Genomic DNA, 19,849 nt, shown 5'->3' on the forward strand with positions numbered 1-19,849 from the left:
GAGACCGCGCGGGCGGCGGGCCCGGCCTGCGCCGTCGCGAGCCCGCGCCTGACCATCCTGTCGGGCACACCGGACGCGCAGCCCGAGGCCCAGCGGTCGGTCTTCGGCCGCACCGATCTCTGCGCCGCCGACAGCGAGATCCTCACCGAACTGGGGCTGCCGCGCCCGCCGGTCGACGCGCCGCGCCCCCGTCACACTGTCTCCGCATCGTTCGATTACAGGTCCGACAGCGTGCCGGCCCCGGCGCCGGACGGTTCGCCGCACCGGCCTCCACGCCGGGCCTGACGCGCGCGCCGGCCACGCGGCCGGCAGGAAGGCGCGCCTGTTCTGATCCTCGTCCGACCGGCCTCGTGACCGGTCCCGGGATCCGACTCGACGATGCGCGGGCCCACGCTCCGCGCCAGCCTCAGCAGACGCATGCTTTCAGGAGCGTCGGTAATCGTGACTCGCACTCTGTCCGCCAGAATCCCCTCGTCGTTCCGCGCCTCGGCCCGCGCGACCGTCCTCCTGCCCGCGACCCTGCTCCTGCTGGGCGTCGCCGCCTGCAATCCGAAGCAGGTCGCCGCGCCGGCCCCGCCGGTGCCGGAAGTCGGGTTCGTCAAGGTCGAGCCCCAGGCGATCCCCTACCTGCGCGATCTGCCGGGCCGCGTCGCCCCGATGCGGATCGCCGAGGTCCGGTCCCGGGTCTCCGGGCTCGTGGTCAAGCGGCTCTTCGAGCAGGGCAGCCAGGTCAAGGAGGGCGACATCCTCTACAAGATCGACCCGGCCCCCTACGAGGTCGAGCTCGCCAGCGCCGAGGCGGCCCTCGCCCGCCAGGAGGCCGCCCAGGTGCTCGCCCGCCAGCAGGCCGACCGGCTCGAGCAGCTGCTGTCCCGCGCCACCGCCAGCCAGGCCCAGTACGACGCCGCCTTCGCGGCCAAGAAGCAGGCGGAGGCCGAGGTGGCCGGCGCCAAGGCGACCCGCGACCGCGCGCAGCTCAACCTCGGCTGGACCGACGTGCGCGCGCCCATCACCGGCCGCATCGGCCGGGCGCTGCTCACCGAGGGCACGCTGATCGAGCCGGGCTCCACGGGGGCGCTCGCCACGATCCAGCAGCTCGACCCGATCTACGTCGACATCACCCAGTCGGTCGGCGAGCTGAACCGCCTGCGCCGCGACCTCGCCAGCGGCGAGCTGGCGCGGCTCGAAGACAACACCGCCAACGTCCACCTGATCATGGATGACGGGTCCCTCTACCCGCTGGCGGGCCGGCTGCTGTTCTCGGACGTCACCGCCGACCCGAGCACCGGCCAGGTGACGCTGCGGGTGCAGTTCCCGAACCCGCACGACGAGCTGTTCCCCGGCATGTACGTGCGGGCGCGGATCAAGCAGGGCATCGATTCCGACGCGATCGCGGTGCCGCAGCAGGCGATCCAGCGCACCGACGACGGCCGCGCCGAGGTCTGGATCGTGCGCGCCGACGAGACCGTGATGCGCCAGCCCGTCGAGGTCGGGCCGGTGGTCGGGCAGAACTGGCTGATCCGCTCGGGCCTCAAGGCCGGCGAGCGCGTCATCGTCGACGGCTTCCAGAAGATCACCGTCGGCGCCAAGGTGAAGCCCATCGACCAGACCCCGGTCCACGGCGAGACCGGACCGAAGCACGATGCCGACGAGGCGCCCGACGCTGCGGGCGAGCAGAATCCCGGCGACAAGGCGGAGGTCGCCCCGCGGGCCGCCGCCGTCCAGCAGCGCCACTGAGCCCGGGAGAGCCCGATCATGGCACGCTTCTTCATCGACCGCCCGGTCTTCGCCTGGGTGGTGGCCCTGTTCATCTGCCTCGGCGGTGCGCTGGCCATCCCGAACCTCCCGGTGGCGCAGTATCCGGTGATCGCCCCGCCGCAGATCGCCCTGTCCACGGCCTTTCCCGGCGCCTCCGTGGAGAGCCTCTACGTCGGCACCACCCGGCTCATCGAGGACGAGCTGAACGGGGCCGCCAACATCATGAACTTCGAGTCGACCACCGACTCGTTCGGCTCGGTCAACATCACCGCCACCTTCGAGCCCGGCACCGCCTCGTCGCTCGCCTCCGTGGAGGTGCAGAACCGCCTGAAGCGCGTCGAGGCGCGCCTACCCGCGGAGGTGCGCCAGCAGGGCATCTTGGTCGAGGAGGCCTCGGCCGCGACCCTCAACATCATCACCCTCGTCTCCAAGGACGGGTCGATGGACGAGGTGGGCCTCGGCGACTTCCTCATCCGCAACGTCATCAACGAGATCCGCCGCATCCCGGGCGTCGGGCGCGCGACGCTCTACTCCACCGAGCGGTCGCTCCGGGTCTGGGTCGATCCCGACAAGCTGCGCGGGCTCTCGCTCAACGCCTCGGAGGTCGCGGAGGCGATCCGCAATCAGAATGTCCAGATCGCCTCGGGGGCGGTCGGCGCGCAGCCGAGCCCGACCCGGACGGCGCTGACCATGCCGATCATCGTGAAGGGCCAGCTCGGCACGATCGAGGAGTTCGGCGCCATCGTGCTGCGGGCCAATCCCGATGGCTCGAACGTGCGCCTGCGCGACGTCGCCCGGATCGAGCTCGGCGGCGACGCGTACCAGTTCTCCACGCGCCTGAACGGCGGCCCGGCCGCCGGCATCTCGGTGACCCTCGCCCCCGACGGCAACGCGCTGGAGACCGCGAAGGCGATCCGCGCCAAGATGGTGGAGCTGTCCCAGTTCTTCCCGCCGGACCTGCAGTGGGCCATCCCCTACGACATCACCCCGGCGGTCGAGGCCTCGATCGAGAAGGTGCTGCACACGCTGGTCGAGGCGGTGGTGCTGGTCTTCCTCGTGATGTTCCTGTTCCTGCAGAACATCCGCTACACCCTGATCCCCACCATCGTGGTGCCGATCGCCCTCATGGGCACCGTCACGGTGATGTGGCTCGCGGGCTTCTCGGTGAACGTGCTCACCATGTTCGGCATGGTGCTGGCCATCGGCATCCTGGTCGACGACGCCATCGTGGTGGTGGAGAACGTCGAGCGGATCATGAACGAGGAGGGGTTGCCCCCCAAGGAGGCCACCAAGAAGGCCATGGGGCAGATCACCGGGGCGATCATCGGCATCACCCTGGTGCTGATGGCGGTGTTCGTGCCGATGGCGTTCTTCCCCGGCTCGGTGGGCATCATCTACCGGCAGTTCTCGATCGCCATGGTGACCTCCATCGCGTTCTCGGCGCTGCTCGCCCTGTCGCTGACGCCCGCCCTCTGCGCGACCTTCCTGAAGCCGGTCGCCAAGGGCCACGGCCACGCCAAGGGCGGCGTGTTCGGGATGTTCAACCGGTTCGTCGACCGGGAGACCGCCCGCTACGGCCGCGGCACCGCGGCCTTCATCCGTAAGTCCGGCCGGGTGATGCTGGTCTACCTCGCGCTGGTGGCGGGGACCGCTTACGCCTTCGTCAACCTGCCGGAGGGCTTCCTGCCGGTGGAGGACCAGGGCTTCTTCACGGTCGACATCCAGACGCCGCCCGGCGCCTCCTACAACCGCACCCTGGAGGCGGTCCGCAAGGTCGAGGAGCACCTGCTGGCGCAACCGGGCGTCGCCACCGTGACGATGCTGAACGGCTACTCGTTCTCGGGACAGTCCCCGAGCACCAGCCAGGCCTTCGTCACCCTCAAGCCCTGGTCGCAGCGCGACGCCAAGAACTCGGCCGCCGCCCTCGTCGCCGGGACCAACGCGGCGCTCGCGAGCTACCGCGACGCCACCGTGGATGCCCAGGAACCGCCGCCGGTCGACAACCTCGGCAACGCGGCGGGCTTCTCGTTCCGCCTGCAGGACCGGGCGAACCGCGGCTACGCGGCACTCCTGGGCGCCCAGGAGCAGCTCCTGAAGCTCGCGCAGCAGAGCCCGATCCTCCAGAAGGTGAAGATCGAGGGCCTGCCGCCGACCCCGCAGGCGGAGCTGATCATCGACCGCGAGAAGGCGGCGGCGCTCGGCGTGAAGTTCGAGGACATCAACGCCACGATCCAGCTCAACCTCGGCTCGGTCTACCCGAACGACTTCCCCAACCGGGGCAAGATGCAGCGGGTCTACGTGCAGGCCGAGCAGCTCCAGCGCATGAACGCGTCGGACATCCTCAACTACGCGGTGAAGAACGCCACGGGCACGATGGTGCCGATGTCGTCCTTCGCGGAGCTGAAATGGGGCATGGGGCCGAGCCAGATCGTCGGCTACAACGGCTACCAGTCGGTGCGCTTCACCGGCGAGCCGAACCCCGGCTACACGTCCGGCGACGCCATCGCCGAGATGGAGCGGCTGATGCTCCAGCTGCCCAAGGGGTTCGGCTACGCCTGGACCGGCCAGTCCTTCCAGGAAAAGCAGGCGGGGAGCCAGGCGAGCCTGCTGCTGGCGCTCTCGGTGCTGATCGTGTTCCTGTGCCTCGCCGCGCTCTACGAGAGCTGGGCGATCCCGGTCTCGGTGATGCTGGTGATCCCGCTCGGCGTGATCGGCGCGCTGGCGGCCGTGTACCTGCGCGGCATGCCCAACGACGTGTACTTCAAGATCGGGCTGATCACGATCATCGGCCTCTCGGCCAAGAACGCGATCCTGATCGTGGAGTTCGCCAAGGACCTCTGGAAGCCCGGGACCTCGGTGGTGCGGGCCGCGGTCGAGGCGTCCACCCTCCGGTTCCGGCCGATCGTGATGACCTCGCTCGCCTTCATCTTCGGCGTGGTGCCGCTCGCCATCGCCACCGGCGCCGCCTCGAAGAGCCAGCAGGCGATCGGCACCGGCGTGATGGGCGGCATGATCACCGCGACCGTGCTGGCGGTGTTCTTCGTGCCGGTCTTCTTCGTCGTCGTCATGCGCCTGTTCCGGCGCAGGGCGGTGGCGGAGGGCGAGGCGGCGGAGGCCGAGACGCGGCACGAGCCGGCGCGGGTGGCGGCGGAGTGAGGGGACCGACGCCGCTACGCAGTGTGCCGATACCAAACCCTTAAAAAAGCAAAGCACGTTCCCTCCCCCTTGTGGGGAGGGGCCAGGGGTGGGGGTGGTTCAGGATCGAGTGTCCCGGTGCCTTCTGCACCACCCCCACCTCCAACTCCTCCCCACAAGGGGGAGGAGAGCACGTGTCGGCCAGCCAAAGGCCGTCCCCCCCCTGGTCCGAACCTTGCTGTGGGCGCTGCGGTCGCGCCGTTTGCCGACGCGCGGTGGCCGGTCTAATCCTCAACCACCGCTTCCGCGGGACGGCCTGCGCTCAACTTTCACGGTCTCGGAGATCCGCTTGTCCCGTTCAGCCCTGAAGACCCTCGCCCGCGGCGTGTCCGCGGTCGCGGTCGCGACGTTCGCGTTCGCCGCGCTGCCCGCGCAGGCCGCCAACGTCTTCCGCTTCGCCTTCCAGGGTGACCTGAAATCCCTCGATCCGTACTCCCTCAAGGAGAGCTTCACGGAAGGCATGCAGGAAGCGGCCTACGAGCCCCTCGTCACCCTCGACAAGAACCTGAAATTCGCCCCCGCCCTCGCGGAATCCTGGGAGACGCCCGAGCCGACCCGCTGGCGCTTCCACCTGCGCAAGAACGTCAAGTTCCACGACGGCTCGCCCTTCACCGCCGACGACGTGCTCTTCTCGGCCCAGCGCGTCCGCGCCCCGGGCTCGAACTTCACCACCAACGTCCCGGCCGATGCCGAGTTCGTGAAGGTCGACGACTACACGGTCGACATGAAGCTCTCGAAGCCGAACCCCATCGCCATCGCCCAGTTCCCGACCTGGGTGATCATGTCGAAGGCGTGGTCCGAGAAGAACGGCGTCGTGCAGCCGACGCCGCCCAGCGCCACCAGCCCGAGCTACGCCACGCTGCACGAGAACGGCACCGGCCCGTTCGTGATCGCCGAGCACCAGCCCGGCGTGAAGACCGTCTTCAAGAAGTTCGACGGCTACTGGGGCAAGGTCGAGTCGAACCTCGACGAGGCGATCCTCACCACCATCGCCAACCCGGCGACCCGCGTCGCGGCGCTCCTCTCCGGCGAGGTCGACTGGATCGACCCCGTGCCGCTCCAGGACCAGCAGCGGGTCAATGCCAGCGGCACCGCTACCGTGATGGCCGGCCCCGAGCTGCGCACGATCTTCCTCGGCATGGACCAGGACCGGGACGAGCTGAAGGATTCGAGCGTCAAGGGCAAGAACCCGTTCAAGGACATCAAGGTGCGCGAGGCCTTCTACCTCGCCATCGACGAGGACACGATCGCCAAGCGCGTGATGCGCGGGCAGGCGGTGCCCTCCGCGCTGATGATCGCCCCGGCCCTCTACGACCGCGCCGCCGAGTTCAAGCGCCCGGCCACCGACCTCAAGAAGGCCAAGGAGCTGATGGCCCAGGCCGGCTACCCGGACGGGTTCTCGCTCACCATGGATTGCCCGAACGACCGCTACGTCAACGACGAGGCGATCTGCCAGGCGGTGGTCTCGATGCTGGCCCGCATCAACGTCAAGGTGAACCTGAACGCCCAGCCGAAGGCCAAGTACTTCGCCAAGGTGCTGGCGCCGGCCTACGACACCTCGTTCTACCTGCTCGGCTGGACCCCGTCCTCGCTCGACAGCCACAACATCCTGTACGAGATCGTCGGCTGCCGGAAGCCCGGCGACAAGTCGGGCCGCGGCGGCTGGAACCTCGCGGGCTACTGCGACCCGAAGATCGACGCGATCGCCGACAAGGTCGAATCCGAGACCGACAAGACCAAGCGCGACGCCCTGATCAAGGACGGCTTCGACGTCCTCAACGCCGACTGGGGCTACATCCCGCTGCACCAGCAGGCGCTGGCCTGGGGCGTGTCCAAGAAGGTCCACCTGACCCAGCGCGCCGACAACCTGCTGCTGCTCTACTGGGTGTCGAAGGACCCGTCGTAGGAGCCTGAGGCGTGCTCGCCTTCCTCCTGCGCCGGGTGATCCAGGCGGCCGCGGTCCTCGCGGTCGTCGGGCTCATCGCCTTCGCGATGTTCCGGTTCGCGGGCGACCCCGTGAACCAGATCGTCGGCCCCGACACCACCGTGGCCGAGCGGGCCCAGATCCGGACGGATCTCGGCCTCGACGATCCGGTGCTGGTCCAGTTCGCCCGCTACGCCGGCAACGTGGTGCGGGGCCGGTTCGGCATCTCGTACCAGTTCCGGCAGCCCGTCTCGCAGCTGCTCGCCGAGCGCATGCCGGCGACGCTGGAGCTCGCTTTCTGCGCCACGATCTTCGCCCTGGTGGTGGGGATCCTGATGGGGGTCTACTGCGCGCTCTTCCGCGACTCCTGGCTCGCCGGGCTGTTCCAGGCGGTCTCGCTGATCGGCATCAGCCTGCCGACCTTCTTGATCGGCATCCTGCTGATCTACCTGTTCTCGGTGACGCTCGGCTGGCTGCCCTCCTACGGGCGCGGCGACACGGTGCGGATCGGCTGGTGGACCACCGGCTTCCTGACCGCCTCCGGGCTCAAGGCGCTGATCCTGCCCTCCGTGACGCTCGGCCTGTTCCAGATGACGCTGATCATGCGGCTGGTGCGCGCCGAGATGCTGGAGGTGCTGCGCACCGACTACATCCGCTTCGCCCGGGCGCGCGGGCTCACCACCCGGGCCGTCCACCTGCGGCACGCGCTCAAGAACACGCTGGTGCCGGTGATCACCATCGCGGGCCTCCAGCTCGGCTCGGTCATCGCCTTCTCGATCATCACCGAGACGGTGTTCCAGTGGCCCGGCATGGGCCTGCTCTTCGTCCAGGCCGTGCAGAACGTCGATATCCCGATCATGTCCGCGTACCTGCTGCTCGTCGCGCTGATCTTCGTGACCATCAATCTCGTGGTCGACATCCTCTACACGGTGGTGGACCCGCGCCTGCGGCTGCCCGCCGGGCGAACGGCGTGAGGCAAGTCCCTATGAAGATCTGCCGATGAGCGGATACGACCTCGACGCCGGCGACGCCCCGCCGGTCCCGCTGCCGGAGGCGAAGCCCTCGCGGCTCGCGCGCTGGCGCGATTCCGACCTGCTAGCGAACTTCCTGCGCTCGAAAACCGCCGTGGTGGCGCTGATCGCCACGGTGCTGATGGTCGGCCTCGCCTTCGCGTCGCCGTGGATCGCGCCGCAGAACCCCTACGACCCGGCCCAGCTCGACCTGATCAACTCCAACCTGCCGCCGATCTGGCAGGCGGACGGTCAGGCGCCCTATTATCTCGGCACCGACGACCAGGGCCGGGACGTGCTCTCGGCGGTGCTGTACGGCCTGCGCCTGTCGCTGATCGTCGGCGTGCTCGGGGTGGTGACCTCCGGCATCCTCGGCATCGCGCTGGGCCTGATCGCCGGCTACGCGGGCGGATTCCTCGACACGCTGATCATGCGGGTCGCCGACGTGCAGCTCACCTTCCCGGCGATCCTGATCGCCCTGGTGGTGGACGGCGTCGCCAAGGCGAGCTTCGGCAGCGCGCTGGATGTCGGGCCGCTGATCGGGCTGATCGTGGTCTCGATCGGCCTGTCCTTCTGGGTGCAGTACGCCCGCACCGTGCGCTCCTCCGTGATGGTCGAGAAGGGCAAGGACTACGTCCAGGCGGCGCGGCTGATCGGCCTGTCGCCCCCGGTGATCATGGTCCGCCACGTCCTGCCGAACGTCACCGGCCCGGTCTTCGTGATCGCGACGATCAACCTCGCGCTCGCCATCATCACCGAGGCGACCCTGTCGTTCCTCGGCACCGGCCTGCCCGAGACCATGCCGTCGCTCGGCACCCTGATCCGCACCGGCAACCGGTTCCTGTTCTCCGGCGAGTGGTGGATCGTCGCCTTCCCGGGTCTGGCGCTCGCCGGGCTGGTCATCGCCATCAACCTCCTGGGGGATTGGCTGCGCGACGCGCTCAATCCGAAGCTGCAATGACCGAGACCATCCTCTCCGTGCGCGACCTGACGGTCGCCTTCGACACCCGGCGCGGGCCGCTCACCGCCATCGACCGGGTCTCGTTCGACATCGGCCGCGGCGAGATCCTGGGCGTCGTCGGCGAGTCCGGAGCCGGCAAGTCGGTGACCGGTTCGGCGGTGATCGGGCTGATCGACCGGCCCGGCCGGATCGCCGGCGGCGAGATCTCCTTACGCGGCGAGCGCATCGACAACCTCTCCCCGGAGGCGATGCGGCGGGTGCGCGGCCGGCGCATCGGCATGATCTTCCAGGATCCGCTGACCTCGCTGGACCCGCTGTTCCGGGTCGGCGACCAGATCGTCGAGACCCTGCGCACCCACACCGACCTGTCGGCGAAGGCCGCCCGCACCCGCGCCATCGACCTTCTGGCCGAGGTCGGCATCCCGGCGCCGGAGCGGCGGATCGACGGCTACCCGCACGAATTCTCCGGCGGCATGCGCCAGCGGGTGGTGATCGCGCTCGCGCTCGCCGCCGAGCCGGAGCTGATCATCGCCGACGAGCCGACCACGGCGCTGGACGTCTCGGTCCAGGCCCAGATCATCACGCTGCTGAAGCGCCTGTGCCGCGAGCACGGCACCGCGGTGATGCTGGTGACCCACGACATGGGCGTGATCGCCGAGGCCGCCGACCGGGTGGCGGTGATGTATGCCGGGCGCGTCGCCGAGATCGGCCCGGTCGCCTCGGTGATCGCGAAGCCCCACCACCCCTACGCGGTCGGCCTGATGGGGGCGATCCCGACCCTGTCGCAGGAGGCCGACCGGCTCAGCCAGATTCCCGGCGCGATGCCGCGGCTCACCGCCATCCCGAAGGGCTGCGCCTTCAACCCGCGCTGCCCGAAGGTTTTTTCGAGATGCCGCGTCGAGCGGCCTGAGCCGATCCCGGTCGATGCGAGTCGGGTGGCCTGTCACCTATACGCGTCGGATGCCGCCGCTTTCCCCTCCCCCTTGCGGGGAGGGGTCAGGGGTGGGGGTGGTGCAGACGGCACCGCATCGCTCCATCCTGAACCACCCCCACCCTCGATCCCTCCCCGCAAGGGGGAGGGAAGGATCGCGCGATGACGGCCTACGTCGAAGTCACCGACCTGCGCCGCCGGTTCGACGTCTCGAAGCCCTGGCTCAACCGGGTGATCGAGCGCGAGCCGCGCAAGTTCCTCACGGCGGTCGACCGGGTCGGCTTCGCGATCGAGAAGGGCGAGACCTTCGCGATCGTCGGCGAATCCGGCTCCGGCAAGTCGACGGTGGCGCGGATGGTGGTCGGCCTGCTGCCGCCCTCCGCCGGCGAGGTGACGATCACCGGCGTCTCGATGACCGATCCGCGCCAGGCCGCCGCCCGCCGGCGCCTGCGGTCGCGCATCCAGATGATCTTCCAGGATCCCTACGCGTCCATGAACCCGCGCTGGCGGGTGGGGAAGATCATCGCCGAGCCGATCCGGGCCTTCAACCTGATCCACGGGGAGGGGGCGATCCGCGCCCGGGTCAGCGAACTTTTGGGACTTGTCGGCCTCCACGCGGACGACGCGAAAAAGTACCCGCACGAATTCTCCGGCGGGCAGCGCCAGCGCGTGGCGATCGCCCGGGCGTTGGCGAGCCAGGCCGAGTTCCTGGTGGGCGACGAGCCGACCTCGGCGCTCGACGTCTCGGTGCAGGCGCAGATCCTCAACCTGATGCGCGACCTGCAGGACCGGCTCGGTCTCACCTACCTGTTCATCTCCCACAACCTCGCCGTGGTGCGCCACATGGCGACCCGGGTGGGCGTGATGTATCTCGGCCGCCTCGTGGAGGTCGCCGCCGCCAGGGACCTGTTCGCGACGCCGCGCCATCCCTACACGCGGATGCTCCTCGACGCGGTGCCCGACCTCGCCCATGTCGGCCGCGCCCGGGTGCCGGTCTCCGGCGAGATCCCGAACCCGATCGACCCGCCGCCGGGCTGCACCTTCCACCCGCGCTGCCCGCTCGCCAACGACCGCTGCCGCACCGAGGTGCCGGCGCTCCGCGACGGCGTCGCCTGCCACGCCGTTCAGGAAGGGCGGGCCTGAGGGGCGGTCTCGAGGGGCGGTCTCGAGTGGCGGGCCCGGGCGGCCGTTGCGCTCGGCTCGGGCAGGCGCTATGGCCCGTCCCGATGGGGATGGAGTTCCCCGAAACCGCCCGTCAGGGCTGATGACTCCTACCGCGAAACCGGCGGTGGGAGTGCGTCTTGCAAGCACCCGCCGCCACGGCGGGTTTCTCATGCCCGCCCGACGAACTGGAGCGCGCATGTCCTTCACCACCTGCATTCTGGTCATGATCGGCGGTGCCCTCGGCACCCTGGCCCGCTACATCGTCTCGGTGCTGGCGCTGCCCATCAGCCGAGATCTGCCCTGGGGCACGATCCTCATCAACGTGACGGGCTCGTTCATCATCGGCCTGTTCGGCACGCTGACCCTGGCGCATGGCCGCTTCCCGGTCTCCGAGAACGTCCGCCTGTTCGTGATGATCGGGCTCTGCGGCGGCTACACGACCTTCTCGTCGTTCAGCCTCCAGACCCTCGACCTCATGCGGAACGGCGCGGTGGTCCGGGCCATGGTCAACGTGTCCGCCTCGGTGGTGCTCTGCGTCCTCGCGGTCGCGCTCGGCCACGTCGTGGCGGCCCACTGGAACGGCGGCGCCGTGCAGATCGCCCAGGTGAGCATCGAGGAGGACGGCTGACCGGGCGGCGGCCGCCCGCATCGGCGGGGCCCGGCCCTCACGCGTCGCGCCACTGCGCGAAGGTCGCGGCCTGCCCCACCGTCGCGCCGTCGCGGTCGAGCTGCCAGACCACGGCCTCGTCGATCCAGAAGCGCCGGCCGTCCTTGGCGATCCGCAGGCCGCGATAGCCGCGGCTGAAGCCGTCCCGGGTGACCGCGTCGAGGAGCCGCTGCCGCTCGGCCCGCTCGGGGGCCTCGGCCGAGAGCCGCGAGGGCAGGCCGACCAGCTCGTCCCACGCGTAGCCGAAGCAGGCCTGCGCGGTCCGGTTGGCGTAGACGAAGCGCGGATCCGCGCCCCCGTCATGGGCGAGCACCGCGAACGGGGCCGCGGCGTAGAGCCAGTCCGCGTCGGCACCCGCCGGCACCAGGGATTCGCCGAGGCGCCGCGCGTAGCTGCCGGTGAGCAGTGCGAAGAAGTCCGGGTCGCGCGAGAGGTCCGTCATGATCCGCTACAGGACTGGGTCGGCGTCGATGCGCATGCGCAGGATCGCGTAGGGCGGCTGCTGCAGGTCCCGGCCGCGGTTGAATTCCGGCCGCCGGTTGACCTGGGCCGCCGAGATATAGAGCCAACGGTCCGGGGTGATCCAGAACGTGTCGGCCCAGACCAGCCGGTCGTCGGCGGCCAGCACCTCGACGGTGCCGTCCGGCAGGCGCCGGCCGACCGCGTTGTGCTCCTGCAGGCTGAGATAGATCCGGTCCCGGGAATCGGTGGTCAGTCCCCCGGTCATGCCCTTCTCGCCGAGATCCTCGACCGCGGCGGCCACGGCCGCGTCCGCCACGTCCGGGTCGCGCAGGGCCGCGGTCTCGACCGCGTAGAGCCGCCGGCTCATCAGCGGGGCGTAGTAGAGGCGGCGGCCGTCGGGGCTGAGCGCGATGCCGTTGGCGCCGCCCTTCGGGCTCTTCTCGGGCGCGTCGCCCTTCCGCTCCATCACGGGGCGGCGCTCCACGAATTTGACCAAGCCCTCCTCGGACCGCGTGCTGGCGTGGTCCGCGAGGCGCCGCACCACCCGCCCGCTGTCGAGGTCGACCGCCAGGATCGCGCCCGCGCCGGACTGACCCTGGTCGGTGACGTAGGCCAGGGCCCGCCCGTCGCGCACGTCGACCCGCAGGTCGTTCAGGGAGGAATCCGGGCCGATGCCCGCGTCGAGGGGGATCGTCCGGCGGACGCTGTTCCGGCCGATATCGATCGCCAGGATCTTCGCGCCGCCCGGCACCGGCCGGCCCTTGCCCTCGGGCAGGCCGGCATCGAGCACCCAGAGGGTGTCGTCGCGGTCGAAGACGCCGTTGGGGACGTGGAACAGCGACGCCTGCGGCGCCCCCGGATCCGGGCGGTTGGTCGCCGCGTCCGGGTAGGGCTTCACCGACCCGTCGGGCAGCACCTCGCCGAGGGTGACCGGCTCCGCGCCGGTGAAGCGCGGCATCATCACGAAGATCCGGCCGCCACGGGCGATGGCGAGCCCCGTGGGGGTCGAGGGCGCGTCCGCCGCGATCGCGAGCTCCAGCGTCCCCACGGGCCGGCTCGTCGGGGGCGACGGCGTCNGCGACGGCGTCGCGGCGCGCGCCGCGGGGGCGGCGAGGGCCAGGAGACCGGTTCCGAGCAGGCGGCGGCGGTCGAGGCGCATGGGAATCCTGTCGCGGAGCTTGTCGGGGCGAGGGTCTTGGCGCGCCGCTCAACCTGTGGGGATGCCGGCCCAACGCGCGGGCCCGGCGCACGATCCCGCGATGCGGCCTCGCGGCGGCCTCGCGGCTGCCTCGCGACCGCCTCGCGACGGCCTCGCGACACCGGGCCCGTGCCTGCGGCGGTCTGGAGCCGCCTCCGGCCGGTCCACAGGTGCCGGGGCGCGACGCTGGCTCCGGCCCACGGCGTCACGCTAAGCACGCACGGGACGGGCGTGCGATTCGGCGCCGCCCGGGCCAGCGATGTGGAGAGGTGGGACACGCATGGATCCCGAAGGATCCGGACCGGCGCCGGACACCGCGCCCCGGTCCGCCGCCGGGCCGCTCCGGGTCCTGGCCCTGGCGGTGCAGAAGGGCGGGACGGGCAAGACCACCCTGGCGGCCTCCCTGGCCGTCGCCGCCGCGGAGGCCGGCGAGCAGGTGACCGCGCTCGATCTCGACCCGCAGGGGTCGCTGGCCGGCTGGGGGGCCCTGCGCAGGACCGACGGCAAGAGCGACGGCAAGAGCGACGGCGACGCCGTCGCGGTCGACCGGGTCCAGCCCTGGGAGATGGGCCAGCTCTCGGAGATCCTCGGCATCCTCGCCGAGCAGGGCACGACGCTCGCCGTCCTCGACACCGCCGGCAGCGCGTCCGGCCTCGCGCCGGCCCTGAAGGACGCCGATTTCGTCCTGATGCCGGTCCGTCCCTCCCGGCTCGACATCGTGGCCGCCCGGCCGACGCTCCAGGCGCTGGTCGGCCTCGGCCTGCGGGAGCGGCTGGCCCTGGTGCTGAACCAGTGCCCGCCGCCGCCCTCGCCGCGCACCAGCGCCTACGCGGCGCAGCTGCGCGCCCTGGGCGTCCTGGCCGAGCCCGGGATCATCCACCGGGTCGACCACCAGGACGCCCTGGCGACCGGGCTCGGCGTCACGGAATTCGCCCCCGGCAGCCAGGCCGCCGAGGAGGTCCGGGCGCTCTGGGCCTGGGTCGACGGGAAGATGCGGGCGGCGCCCGCCCGCTGAGGACTCAGCCCTGGCCGAGGGCCGCGAGGATCCGCGCCCAGGAGCGCGTGCCCTTGTGGAAGCTCGTCAGGTCGTACTTCTCGTTCGGCGAGTGGATCCGGTCGTCGTCGAGCCCGAAGCCGATCAGCAGGGTGTCGCGCCCCAGGATCCGCTTGAAGTCGCCGACGATCGGGATCGAGCCGCCCGCGCCCACCGTCACCGCCGGCACGCCCCACTCGTCCTGCAGCGCCGCCTTGGCGGCCCCGAGCTGCGGCATGTCGAAGGGCAGGCTGATCGCCCGCGAGCCCTTGTAGGTGATGACCTCGACCTGGCAGTCCGCCGGCACCCGCGCGCGCACGAAGGCCTCGAAGCTCTCGGCGAGCCGCTTCGGGTCCTGGTCGTCCACGAGGCGGAACGAGACCTTGGCCGAGGCGGTGGAGGCGATCACCGTCTTGGTGCCCTCGCCGGTATAGCCGCCGATGATGCCGTTGGCGTCGCAGGACGGGCGCGACTGCACGAGCTCGATCGGCATCCGCCCGCGCTCGCCCGCGGGCTCCTTGAGGCCGATCGGCCCGAGCAGCGTCTCGGGCGTCAGGCCGAGGCCGCGCCACTGCTCCAGCACCTCCGGCGGGCGCTCGTGCACACCCTCGTAGAAGCCCGGGATCGTCACGCGCCCGTCCGCGTCGTGCAGGTCGGCGATGATCTTCGACAGAACGTGGATCGGGTTGCGCGCCGCGCCGCCGAAGAAGCCGGAATGCAGGTCGCGGTCGGCGCAGGTGACCTTCACCTCGAAATAGGCGAGCCCGCGCAGCGACGAGGTGATGGCCGGGGTCTTCCGGTCCCACATGCCGGTGTCGCAGACCAGCACCACGTCGCAGCCGAGTCTCTCGCGATTGGCCGCGACCCACTCGGGCAGCCCCTGCGAGCCGCTCTCCTCGGCGCCCTCGATCAGGATGGTGACGCCGCAGGGCAATTCGCCGTGCATGGCGATATAGGCCCGGCAGGCCTCCACGAAGGTCATCACCTGGCCCTTGTCGTCGGAGGCGCCGCGCCCGACGATCACCTTGCCGCCCAGCCCGTCCTCGGCGATGCGCGGCTCGAAGGGCGGCGTCGTCCAGAGATCGAGCGGGTCGACCGGCTGCACGTCGTAGTGGCCGTAGAACAGGACGTGGGGCGCCCCGGGCTTCGGCCTGTGCGCCAGCACGACCGGGTGGAGCGAGGTCTCCTCGACGGAGGTCGCGAAGCCCAGCGCGGTCAGGTCCTGGGCGAGCCAGGCGGCGGCCTCCCGGCACTGGCCGGCATAGGCGGGATCGGTGGAGATCGACGGGATCCGCAGGAAGGCGAACAGCCGCTCCAGGGCGTTCTCCAGGTCCGTGTCGATGTCGTTGAGGATCGCGTCGAGCGCGGCCATCGGGGGCTCCGGGGTGCGGCGTGGACTCTGCGGGAACTCTGCGGGAACGAGGGTTAGCCGAGGCGGGGCTGCGGCGGCAACGTCGGACGGTGCGGCGGGCGGAATTCGGGCCGCACGCGCGGCGCCCTCGCTCACGGGTTGCGAGCGCGCGCGCCGGAACAGGCGCAGATTGGAATGGTTATCGACCGAAAGCTCAGGCCGACGCCCGCCCGTCTCCGGTTGCCGCTTCAGCCGATCCGTTCCCGCCCGGCTCCGGCCGGCCCAGCCCCTGGACGACATCATGCGCCTCGAGACCCAGCCGCCGGTGTCGGCGGACACGCCGATCGGCATCACGCTGACGATCAACGGGCAGCGGCGCGAACTCCGGGTCGCGCCGTGGACCACCCTCCTCGACCTGCTGCGCGAGCGGCTCGACCTCACCGGCACCAAGAAGGGCTGCGACCACGGCCAGTGCGGCGCCTGCACGGTGCTGGTGAACGGCACCCGGGTGAATTCCTGCCTGACGCTGGCGGTGATGAAGGACGGCGCCGAGATCACGACCGTCGAGGGTCTCGCGGCCCTCGGCGACCGGGCGGGCAGCAACGCGCTCCACCCGATCCAGGAGGCGTTCATCGAGCACGACGCCTTCCAGTGCGGCTACTGCACGCCGGGCCAGCTCTGCTCGTCGGTCGGCCTGATGAACGAGGGCCACGCCCACACCCGCGACGAGATCCGCGAGGCGATGAGCGGCAATATCTGCCGCTGCGGCGCCTACACCAACATCGTCGACGCCATCGAGGACGTCATGCAGGGAGGCGCCCGATGAACCGCTTCGACTACGTCCGCGCCGGCACGGTGGCGGAGGCGGTGCAGGCCTTCGGGGCCGGGGCGCGCTTCATCGCCGGCGGCACCAACCTGATCGACCTGATGAAGTACGAGGTCGAGAAGCCGGGCCGGCTGATCGACATCACCCGCCTGCCCCTCGACCGGATCGAGGACAACGGGGACGGTCTCCGGATCGGGGCGCTCGTGACCAACGCCAGGGTCGCGTACGACGATCGGGTCGCGGCCCGGTACCCGCTCCTGCGCAACGCCATCCTGGCCGGCGCCTCGGCGCAGCTGCGCAACGCCGCCTCCACGGGCGGCAACCTGCTCCAGCGGACCCGGTGCTACTATTTCTACGACGTGGCCACGCCCTGCAACAAGCGCGCGCCCGGCTCCGGCTGCCCGGCGATCGGCGGGATGAACCGCATCCACGCGATCTTCGGGACGAGCGAGCACTGCATCGCCACCCACCCCTCCGACATGTGCATCGCGCTGGCCGCCCTGGAGGCCACCGTGCGGGTGAGCGGGCCGCAGGGCGACCGGTCGATCCCGTTCTCCGAGTTCCACCGCCTGCCGGGGGCTTCCCCCGAGCGGGACACGAACCTCGCCCCCGGCGAGATCATCGTGTCGGTGGACCTGCCGGAGAGCCGCTTCCCGCAGCACTACACCTACCTGAAGCTGCGCGACCGCCTGTCCTACGCCTTCGCGCTGGTCTCGGTGGCGGCGGCCCTGGAGCTCGACGGCGACCGGGTGAAGACCGCGCGCCTGGCGCTCGGCGGCGTCGCCCACAAGCCCTGGCGCAACCGCGAGGCCGAGGCCCTGCTGGAGGGCAGGCCGGCGACCCGCGAGAGCTTCCAGGCGGCGGCCGACCTGATCGTCGCGGAGGCCAAGCCGCAATCGGAGAACGGCTTCAAGATCGATCTCGCCCGGCGCGCCATCGTGCGCGGCCTCGAGCAGGCCGCCGCCGGCACGCCCCAGTCGCTCAGCGACAAGCGCATCCAGTAGGGCCCGGCCATGACCCAGACCTCAAGCCCCCAGACCTCAAGCCCCCAGACCTTCAGCTCCACCGGCCGCGACACCTTCGTCGGCAGCCCGCGCAGCCGCATCGACGGGCCCGCCAAGGTCACCGGCCTTGCGAAGTACGCGGGCGAGTTCGCCGCGCCCGACCTCGCCTACGGCACCGTGGTGTCGAGCTCGATCGCCAAGGGCCGGATCACCGGCATCGACTCCGCCGAGGCCGAGGCGGTGCCGGGCGTCCTCAAGGTGCTCACCCACGAGAACCGGCCGCGGACCGCGTGGCGGGACAAGAACTTCCAGGATCAGGTGGCGCCCCCAGGCTCGCCGTTCCGCGCGCTCTACGACGACCTGATCGTGTTCAGCGGCCAGCCGGTCGCGCTGGTCGTGGCAGAGGATTTCGAGACCGCGCGCTACGCGGCCTCGCTCGTCCGCGTCAGCTACGCGATGGAGGAGCCCGGGACAGACCTGGAGGCCCTGCGCGGCACCGCCTACGACCCGCCCTACAAGCGCCAGGGCATCAAGCCGCCGCCGGAGCCCTGGGGCGACGCCGACACGGCGTTCGGCAGCGCGCCGGTCCGCGTCCAGGGCGCCTACAGCCTCGCCGACGAGCACCACAACCCGATGGAGCCGCACGCCTCCACGGTGGTGGTCGAGCAGGACGGCACCTACACGGTCTACGACAAGATCCAGGGCGTCTCGAACAGCCACCAGTATCTCACCAACGTCTTCGGCCTGAAGCCCGATCAGGTGCGGGTGCTCAATCCCTATCTCGGCGGCGGCTTCGGCTCGGGCCTGCGCCCGCAGTACCAGCTGTTCCTGGCGATGCTGGCCGCCCAGGAGCTGAAGCGCTCCGTGCGCGTGACCCTGACCCGCGACCAGCTGTGGAGCTTCACCTACCGGTCCGAGGCGCTGCAGACGATCGCGCTCGGCGCCGAGGCGGACGGGAGGCTGACCGCCCTGCGCCACGACGCGGTCCAGGGCACCTCGCAGTACGAGGATTACCAAGAGGTCGTGGTCAACTGGTCGGGCGTCCTCTACCGGTGCGACAACGTCGCCCTCGGCTACCGGCTGGTGAAGCTCGACACGCCGACGCCCGGCGACATGCGCGCCCCCGGCGCGGTGACCGGCGTCTTCGCGATCGAGACCGCGATGGACGAGCTCGCCTACGCGACCGGGCTCGACCCGATCGACCTGCGGCTGAGGAACTACGCCGAGTCCGACGCCACCGCCGAGGGCAAGCCCTTCGGCTCGAAGGAGCTGAGGCGCTGCTTCCGGCAGGGCGCCGAGCGGTTCGGCTGGGCGCGGCGCAGCCCTGAGCCCCGCTCCATGCGCGAGGGGCGGGAGCTGGTCGGCTGGGGGGTCGCCACCGGCATCTGGGAATCGATGATGATGCAGTCGAGCGCCATCGCGACCCTGACGCCGGATGGCCGCCTGACGGTCGGCAACTCCACCGGCGACATCGGCACCGGCACCTACACGATCCTGACGCAGATCGCGGCCGATACGCTGGGCCTGCCGATGGACGCGGTCACCACCAAGCTCGGCGACACCCGCCTGCCGGAGGCCCCGGTCGCCGGCGGCTCGTGGACGGCCGCCTCCTCCGGCACCGCCGTGATGAAGGCCTGCCGCAACGTCGGCGCGCAGGTGTTCAAGCTCGCCCGCGCCATGGAGAACTCGCCGCTGGCCAACGTCGACTTCGACCGCGCCGTGTTCGCGGACGGCCGCATCGCGGTCGCGGGCGATCCGGGCCGCAGCGTGTCGCTCGTCGAGGTGCTGCAGGCGGCGGGCGTCGACAAGGTCGAGGCCGTCGAGGAGGCCGGGCCCGACAAGGACTTCAATCAGAAATACGAGGCCTACACCCATTCGGCGGTCTTCGCCGAGGTGAAGGTCGACGAGGAGCTGGGACAGGTCCGGGTCACCCGCATCGTCTCGGCGATCGCGGCCGGCAAGGTGCTGAACCCGAAGACGGCGCGCAGCCAGATCCTCGGCGGCGTGGTGATGGGGATCGGCTCGGCGCTCGAGGAAGAGTCGATGCTCGACCACCGCATCGGCCGGTTCATGAACCACAACCTCGGCGAGTACCACGTGCCGGTCCACGCCGACATCTACGACATCGACGTGATCTTCGTGGAGGAGGAGGACAAGGCCAACCCGCTGGGCGTGAAGGGGCTCGGCGAGATCGGCATCGTCGGCACCGCGGCGGCGATCGCCAACGCGGTCTTCCACGCCACCGGCAGGCGGGTGCGCGACCTGCCGATCACCGTCGACAAGCTCCTGTGAACCCGAGACCCTCGGGCCGCCGCGCCGGGCGCGCGGCGGCTCTTGCGTGTGATGCCGGGTCCGCGCGGGTCAC

General features: G+C 70.9%; 15 protein-coding genes, 1 pseudogene and 1 riboswitch. Of the genes and pseudogenes, 13 read left to right on the forward strand and 3 right to left on the reverse strand.

Annotation, left to right across the window (positions count from 1 at the left end):
* From MMR14E_RS15840 to crcB, 9 genes and pseudogenes are all read left to right on the forward strand, one after another.
* Window positions 1-285: hypothetical protein (locus MMR14E_RS15840; RefSeq protein ID WP_331315586.1), on the forward strand; the 285-nt coding region annotated here is incomplete at its 5' end.
* Window positions 286-441: 156 nt separating this feature from the next.
* Window positions 442-1,737: an efflux RND transporter periplasmic adaptor subunit gene (locus tag MMR14E_RS15845; protein WP_331315587.1), complete on the forward strand. Its 1,296-nt coding sequence runs from the start codon at window positions 442-444 to the stop codon at window positions 1,735-1,737.
* 18 nt (window positions 1,738-1,755) lie between these two features.
* Window positions 1,756-4,914 carry a multidrug efflux RND transporter permease subunit gene (locus MMR14E_RS15850; protein WP_331315589.1) on the forward strand — a complete coding sequence of 1,053 codons (3,159 nt, stop codon included), beginning with the start codon at window positions 1,756-1,758 and terminating at the stop codon, window positions 4,912-4,914.
* A 328-nt stretch (window positions 4,915-5,242) separates the two neighbouring features.
* Window positions 5,243-6,859 carry an ABC transporter substrate-binding protein gene (locus MMR14E_RS15855; RefSeq protein ID WP_331315591.1) on the forward strand — a complete coding sequence of 539 codons (1,617 nt, stop codon included), beginning with the start codon at window positions 5,243-5,245 and terminating at the stop codon, window positions 6,857-6,859.
* Between the two features lie 11 nt (window positions 6,860-6,870).
* Window positions 6,871-7,851, forward strand: coding sequence for an ABC transporter permease (locus MMR14E_RS15860; protein ID WP_331315592.1), 981 nt, complete (start codon window positions 6,871-6,873; stop codon window positions 7,849-7,851).
* 25 nt (window positions 7,852-7,876) lie between these two features.
* Window positions 7,877-8,848 (forward strand): ABC transporter permease, encoded by a 972-nt coding sequence (locus MMR14E_RS15865; RefSeq protein ID WP_331315593.1) that lies wholly within the window; start codon window positions 7,877-7,879, stop codon window positions 8,846-8,848.
* A pseudogene (locus MMR14E_RS15870) lies at window positions 8,845-9,819 on the forward strand (ABC transporter ATP-binding protein); the annotation flags it as partial. The gene MMR14E_RS15865 and the pseudogene MMR14E_RS15870, both read left to right, overlap by 4 nt.
* A 122-nt stretch (window positions 9,820-9,941) precedes the next feature.
* Window positions 9,942-10,922: an oligopeptide/dipeptide ABC transporter ATP-binding protein gene (locus tag MMR14E_RS15875; protein WP_331315594.1), complete on the forward strand. Its 981-nt coding sequence runs from the start codon at window positions 9,942-9,944 to the stop codon at window positions 10,920-10,922.
* 76 nt (window positions 10,923-10,998) lie between these two features.
* Window positions 10,999-11,060: riboswitch (Fluoride riboswitch) on the forward strand.
* 79 nt (window positions 11,061-11,139) lie between these two features.
* On the forward strand, window positions 11,140-11,571 hold the full coding sequence (gene crcB, locus MMR14E_RS15880) for a fluoride efflux transporter CrcB (protein WP_091979684.1): 432 nt from the start codon (window positions 11,140-11,142) through the stop codon (window positions 11,569-11,571).
* 37 nt (window positions 11,572-11,608) lie between these two features.
* Here the strand turns inward: crcB and MMR14E_RS15885 are convergent, their stop codons facing one another.
* Together MMR14E_RS15885 and MMR14E_RS15890 are read right to left on the reverse strand one after the other, a co-directional pair.
* On the reverse strand, window positions 11,609-12,052 hold the full coding sequence (locus MMR14E_RS15885) for an MEKHLA domain-containing protein (RefSeq protein WP_331315595.1): 444 nt from the start codon (window positions 12,050-12,052) through the stop codon (window positions 11,609-11,611).
* Window positions 12,053-12,058: 6 nt separating this feature from the next.
* The gene (locus MMR14E_RS15890; protein WP_331315596.1) at window positions 12,059-13,231 is read right to left on the reverse strand and encodes an SMP-30/gluconolactonase/LRE family protein; all 1,173 of its coding nucleotides are present in this window, start codon (window positions 13,229-13,231) and stop codon (window positions 12,059-12,061) included.
* Window positions 13,232-13,550: 319 nt separating this feature from the next.
* Between MMR14E_RS15890 and MMR14E_RS15895 the strand changes: the two genes are divergently transcribed.
* A complete protein-coding gene (locus MMR14E_RS15895; RefSeq protein ID WP_331315597.1) occupies window positions 13,551-14,285 on the forward strand; it encodes a ParA family protein in 735 nt (244 codons plus the stop codon).
* A 4-nt stretch (window positions 14,286-14,289) separates the two neighbouring features.
* On the opposite strand, the gene MMR14E_RS15900 is transcribed toward MMR14E_RS15895, so the two are convergent.
* A complete protein-coding gene (locus tag MMR14E_RS15900; protein ID WP_331315598.1) occupies window positions 14,290-15,675 on the reverse strand; it encodes a M20/M25/M40 family metallo-hydrolase in 1,386 nt (461 codons plus the stop codon).
* A 280-nt stretch (window positions 15,676-15,955) separates the two neighbouring features.
* On the opposite strand from MMR14E_RS15900, the gene MMR14E_RS15905 reads away from it, so the two are divergent.
* The 3 genes from MMR14E_RS15905 to MMR14E_RS15915 are packed head-to-tail and all read left to right on the forward strand — an operon-like array spanning window position 15,956 to window position 19,776.
* On the forward strand, window positions 15,956-16,480 hold the full coding sequence (locus MMR14E_RS15905) for a (2Fe-2S)-binding protein (protein WP_043074612.1): 525 nt from the start codon (window positions 15,956-15,958) through the stop codon (window positions 16,478-16,480).
* Window positions 16,477-17,484, forward strand: coding sequence for a xanthine dehydrogenase family protein subunit M (locus MMR14E_RS15910; RefSeq protein WP_331315602.1), 1,008 nt, complete (start codon window positions 16,477-16,479; stop codon window positions 17,482-17,484). Before MMR14E_RS15905 ends, MMR14E_RS15910 begins: the two co-directional genes overlap by 4 nt.
* A 9-nt stretch (window positions 17,485-17,493) precedes the next feature.
* Complete coding sequence (locus MMR14E_RS15915) at window positions 17,494-19,776, forward strand: xanthine dehydrogenase family protein molybdopterin-binding subunit (protein WP_331315604.1); 2,283 nt, start codon at window positions 17,494-17,496, stop codon at window positions 19,774-19,776.
* The last annotated feature ends 73 nt before the right edge of the window (window positions 19,777-19,849 follow it).

This window comes from Methylobacterium mesophilicum (assembly GCF_036441335.1).
Lineage (GTDB): Bacteria > Pseudomonadota > Alphaproteobacteria > Rhizobiales > Beijerinckiaceae > Methylobacterium > Methylobacterium mesophilicum_B.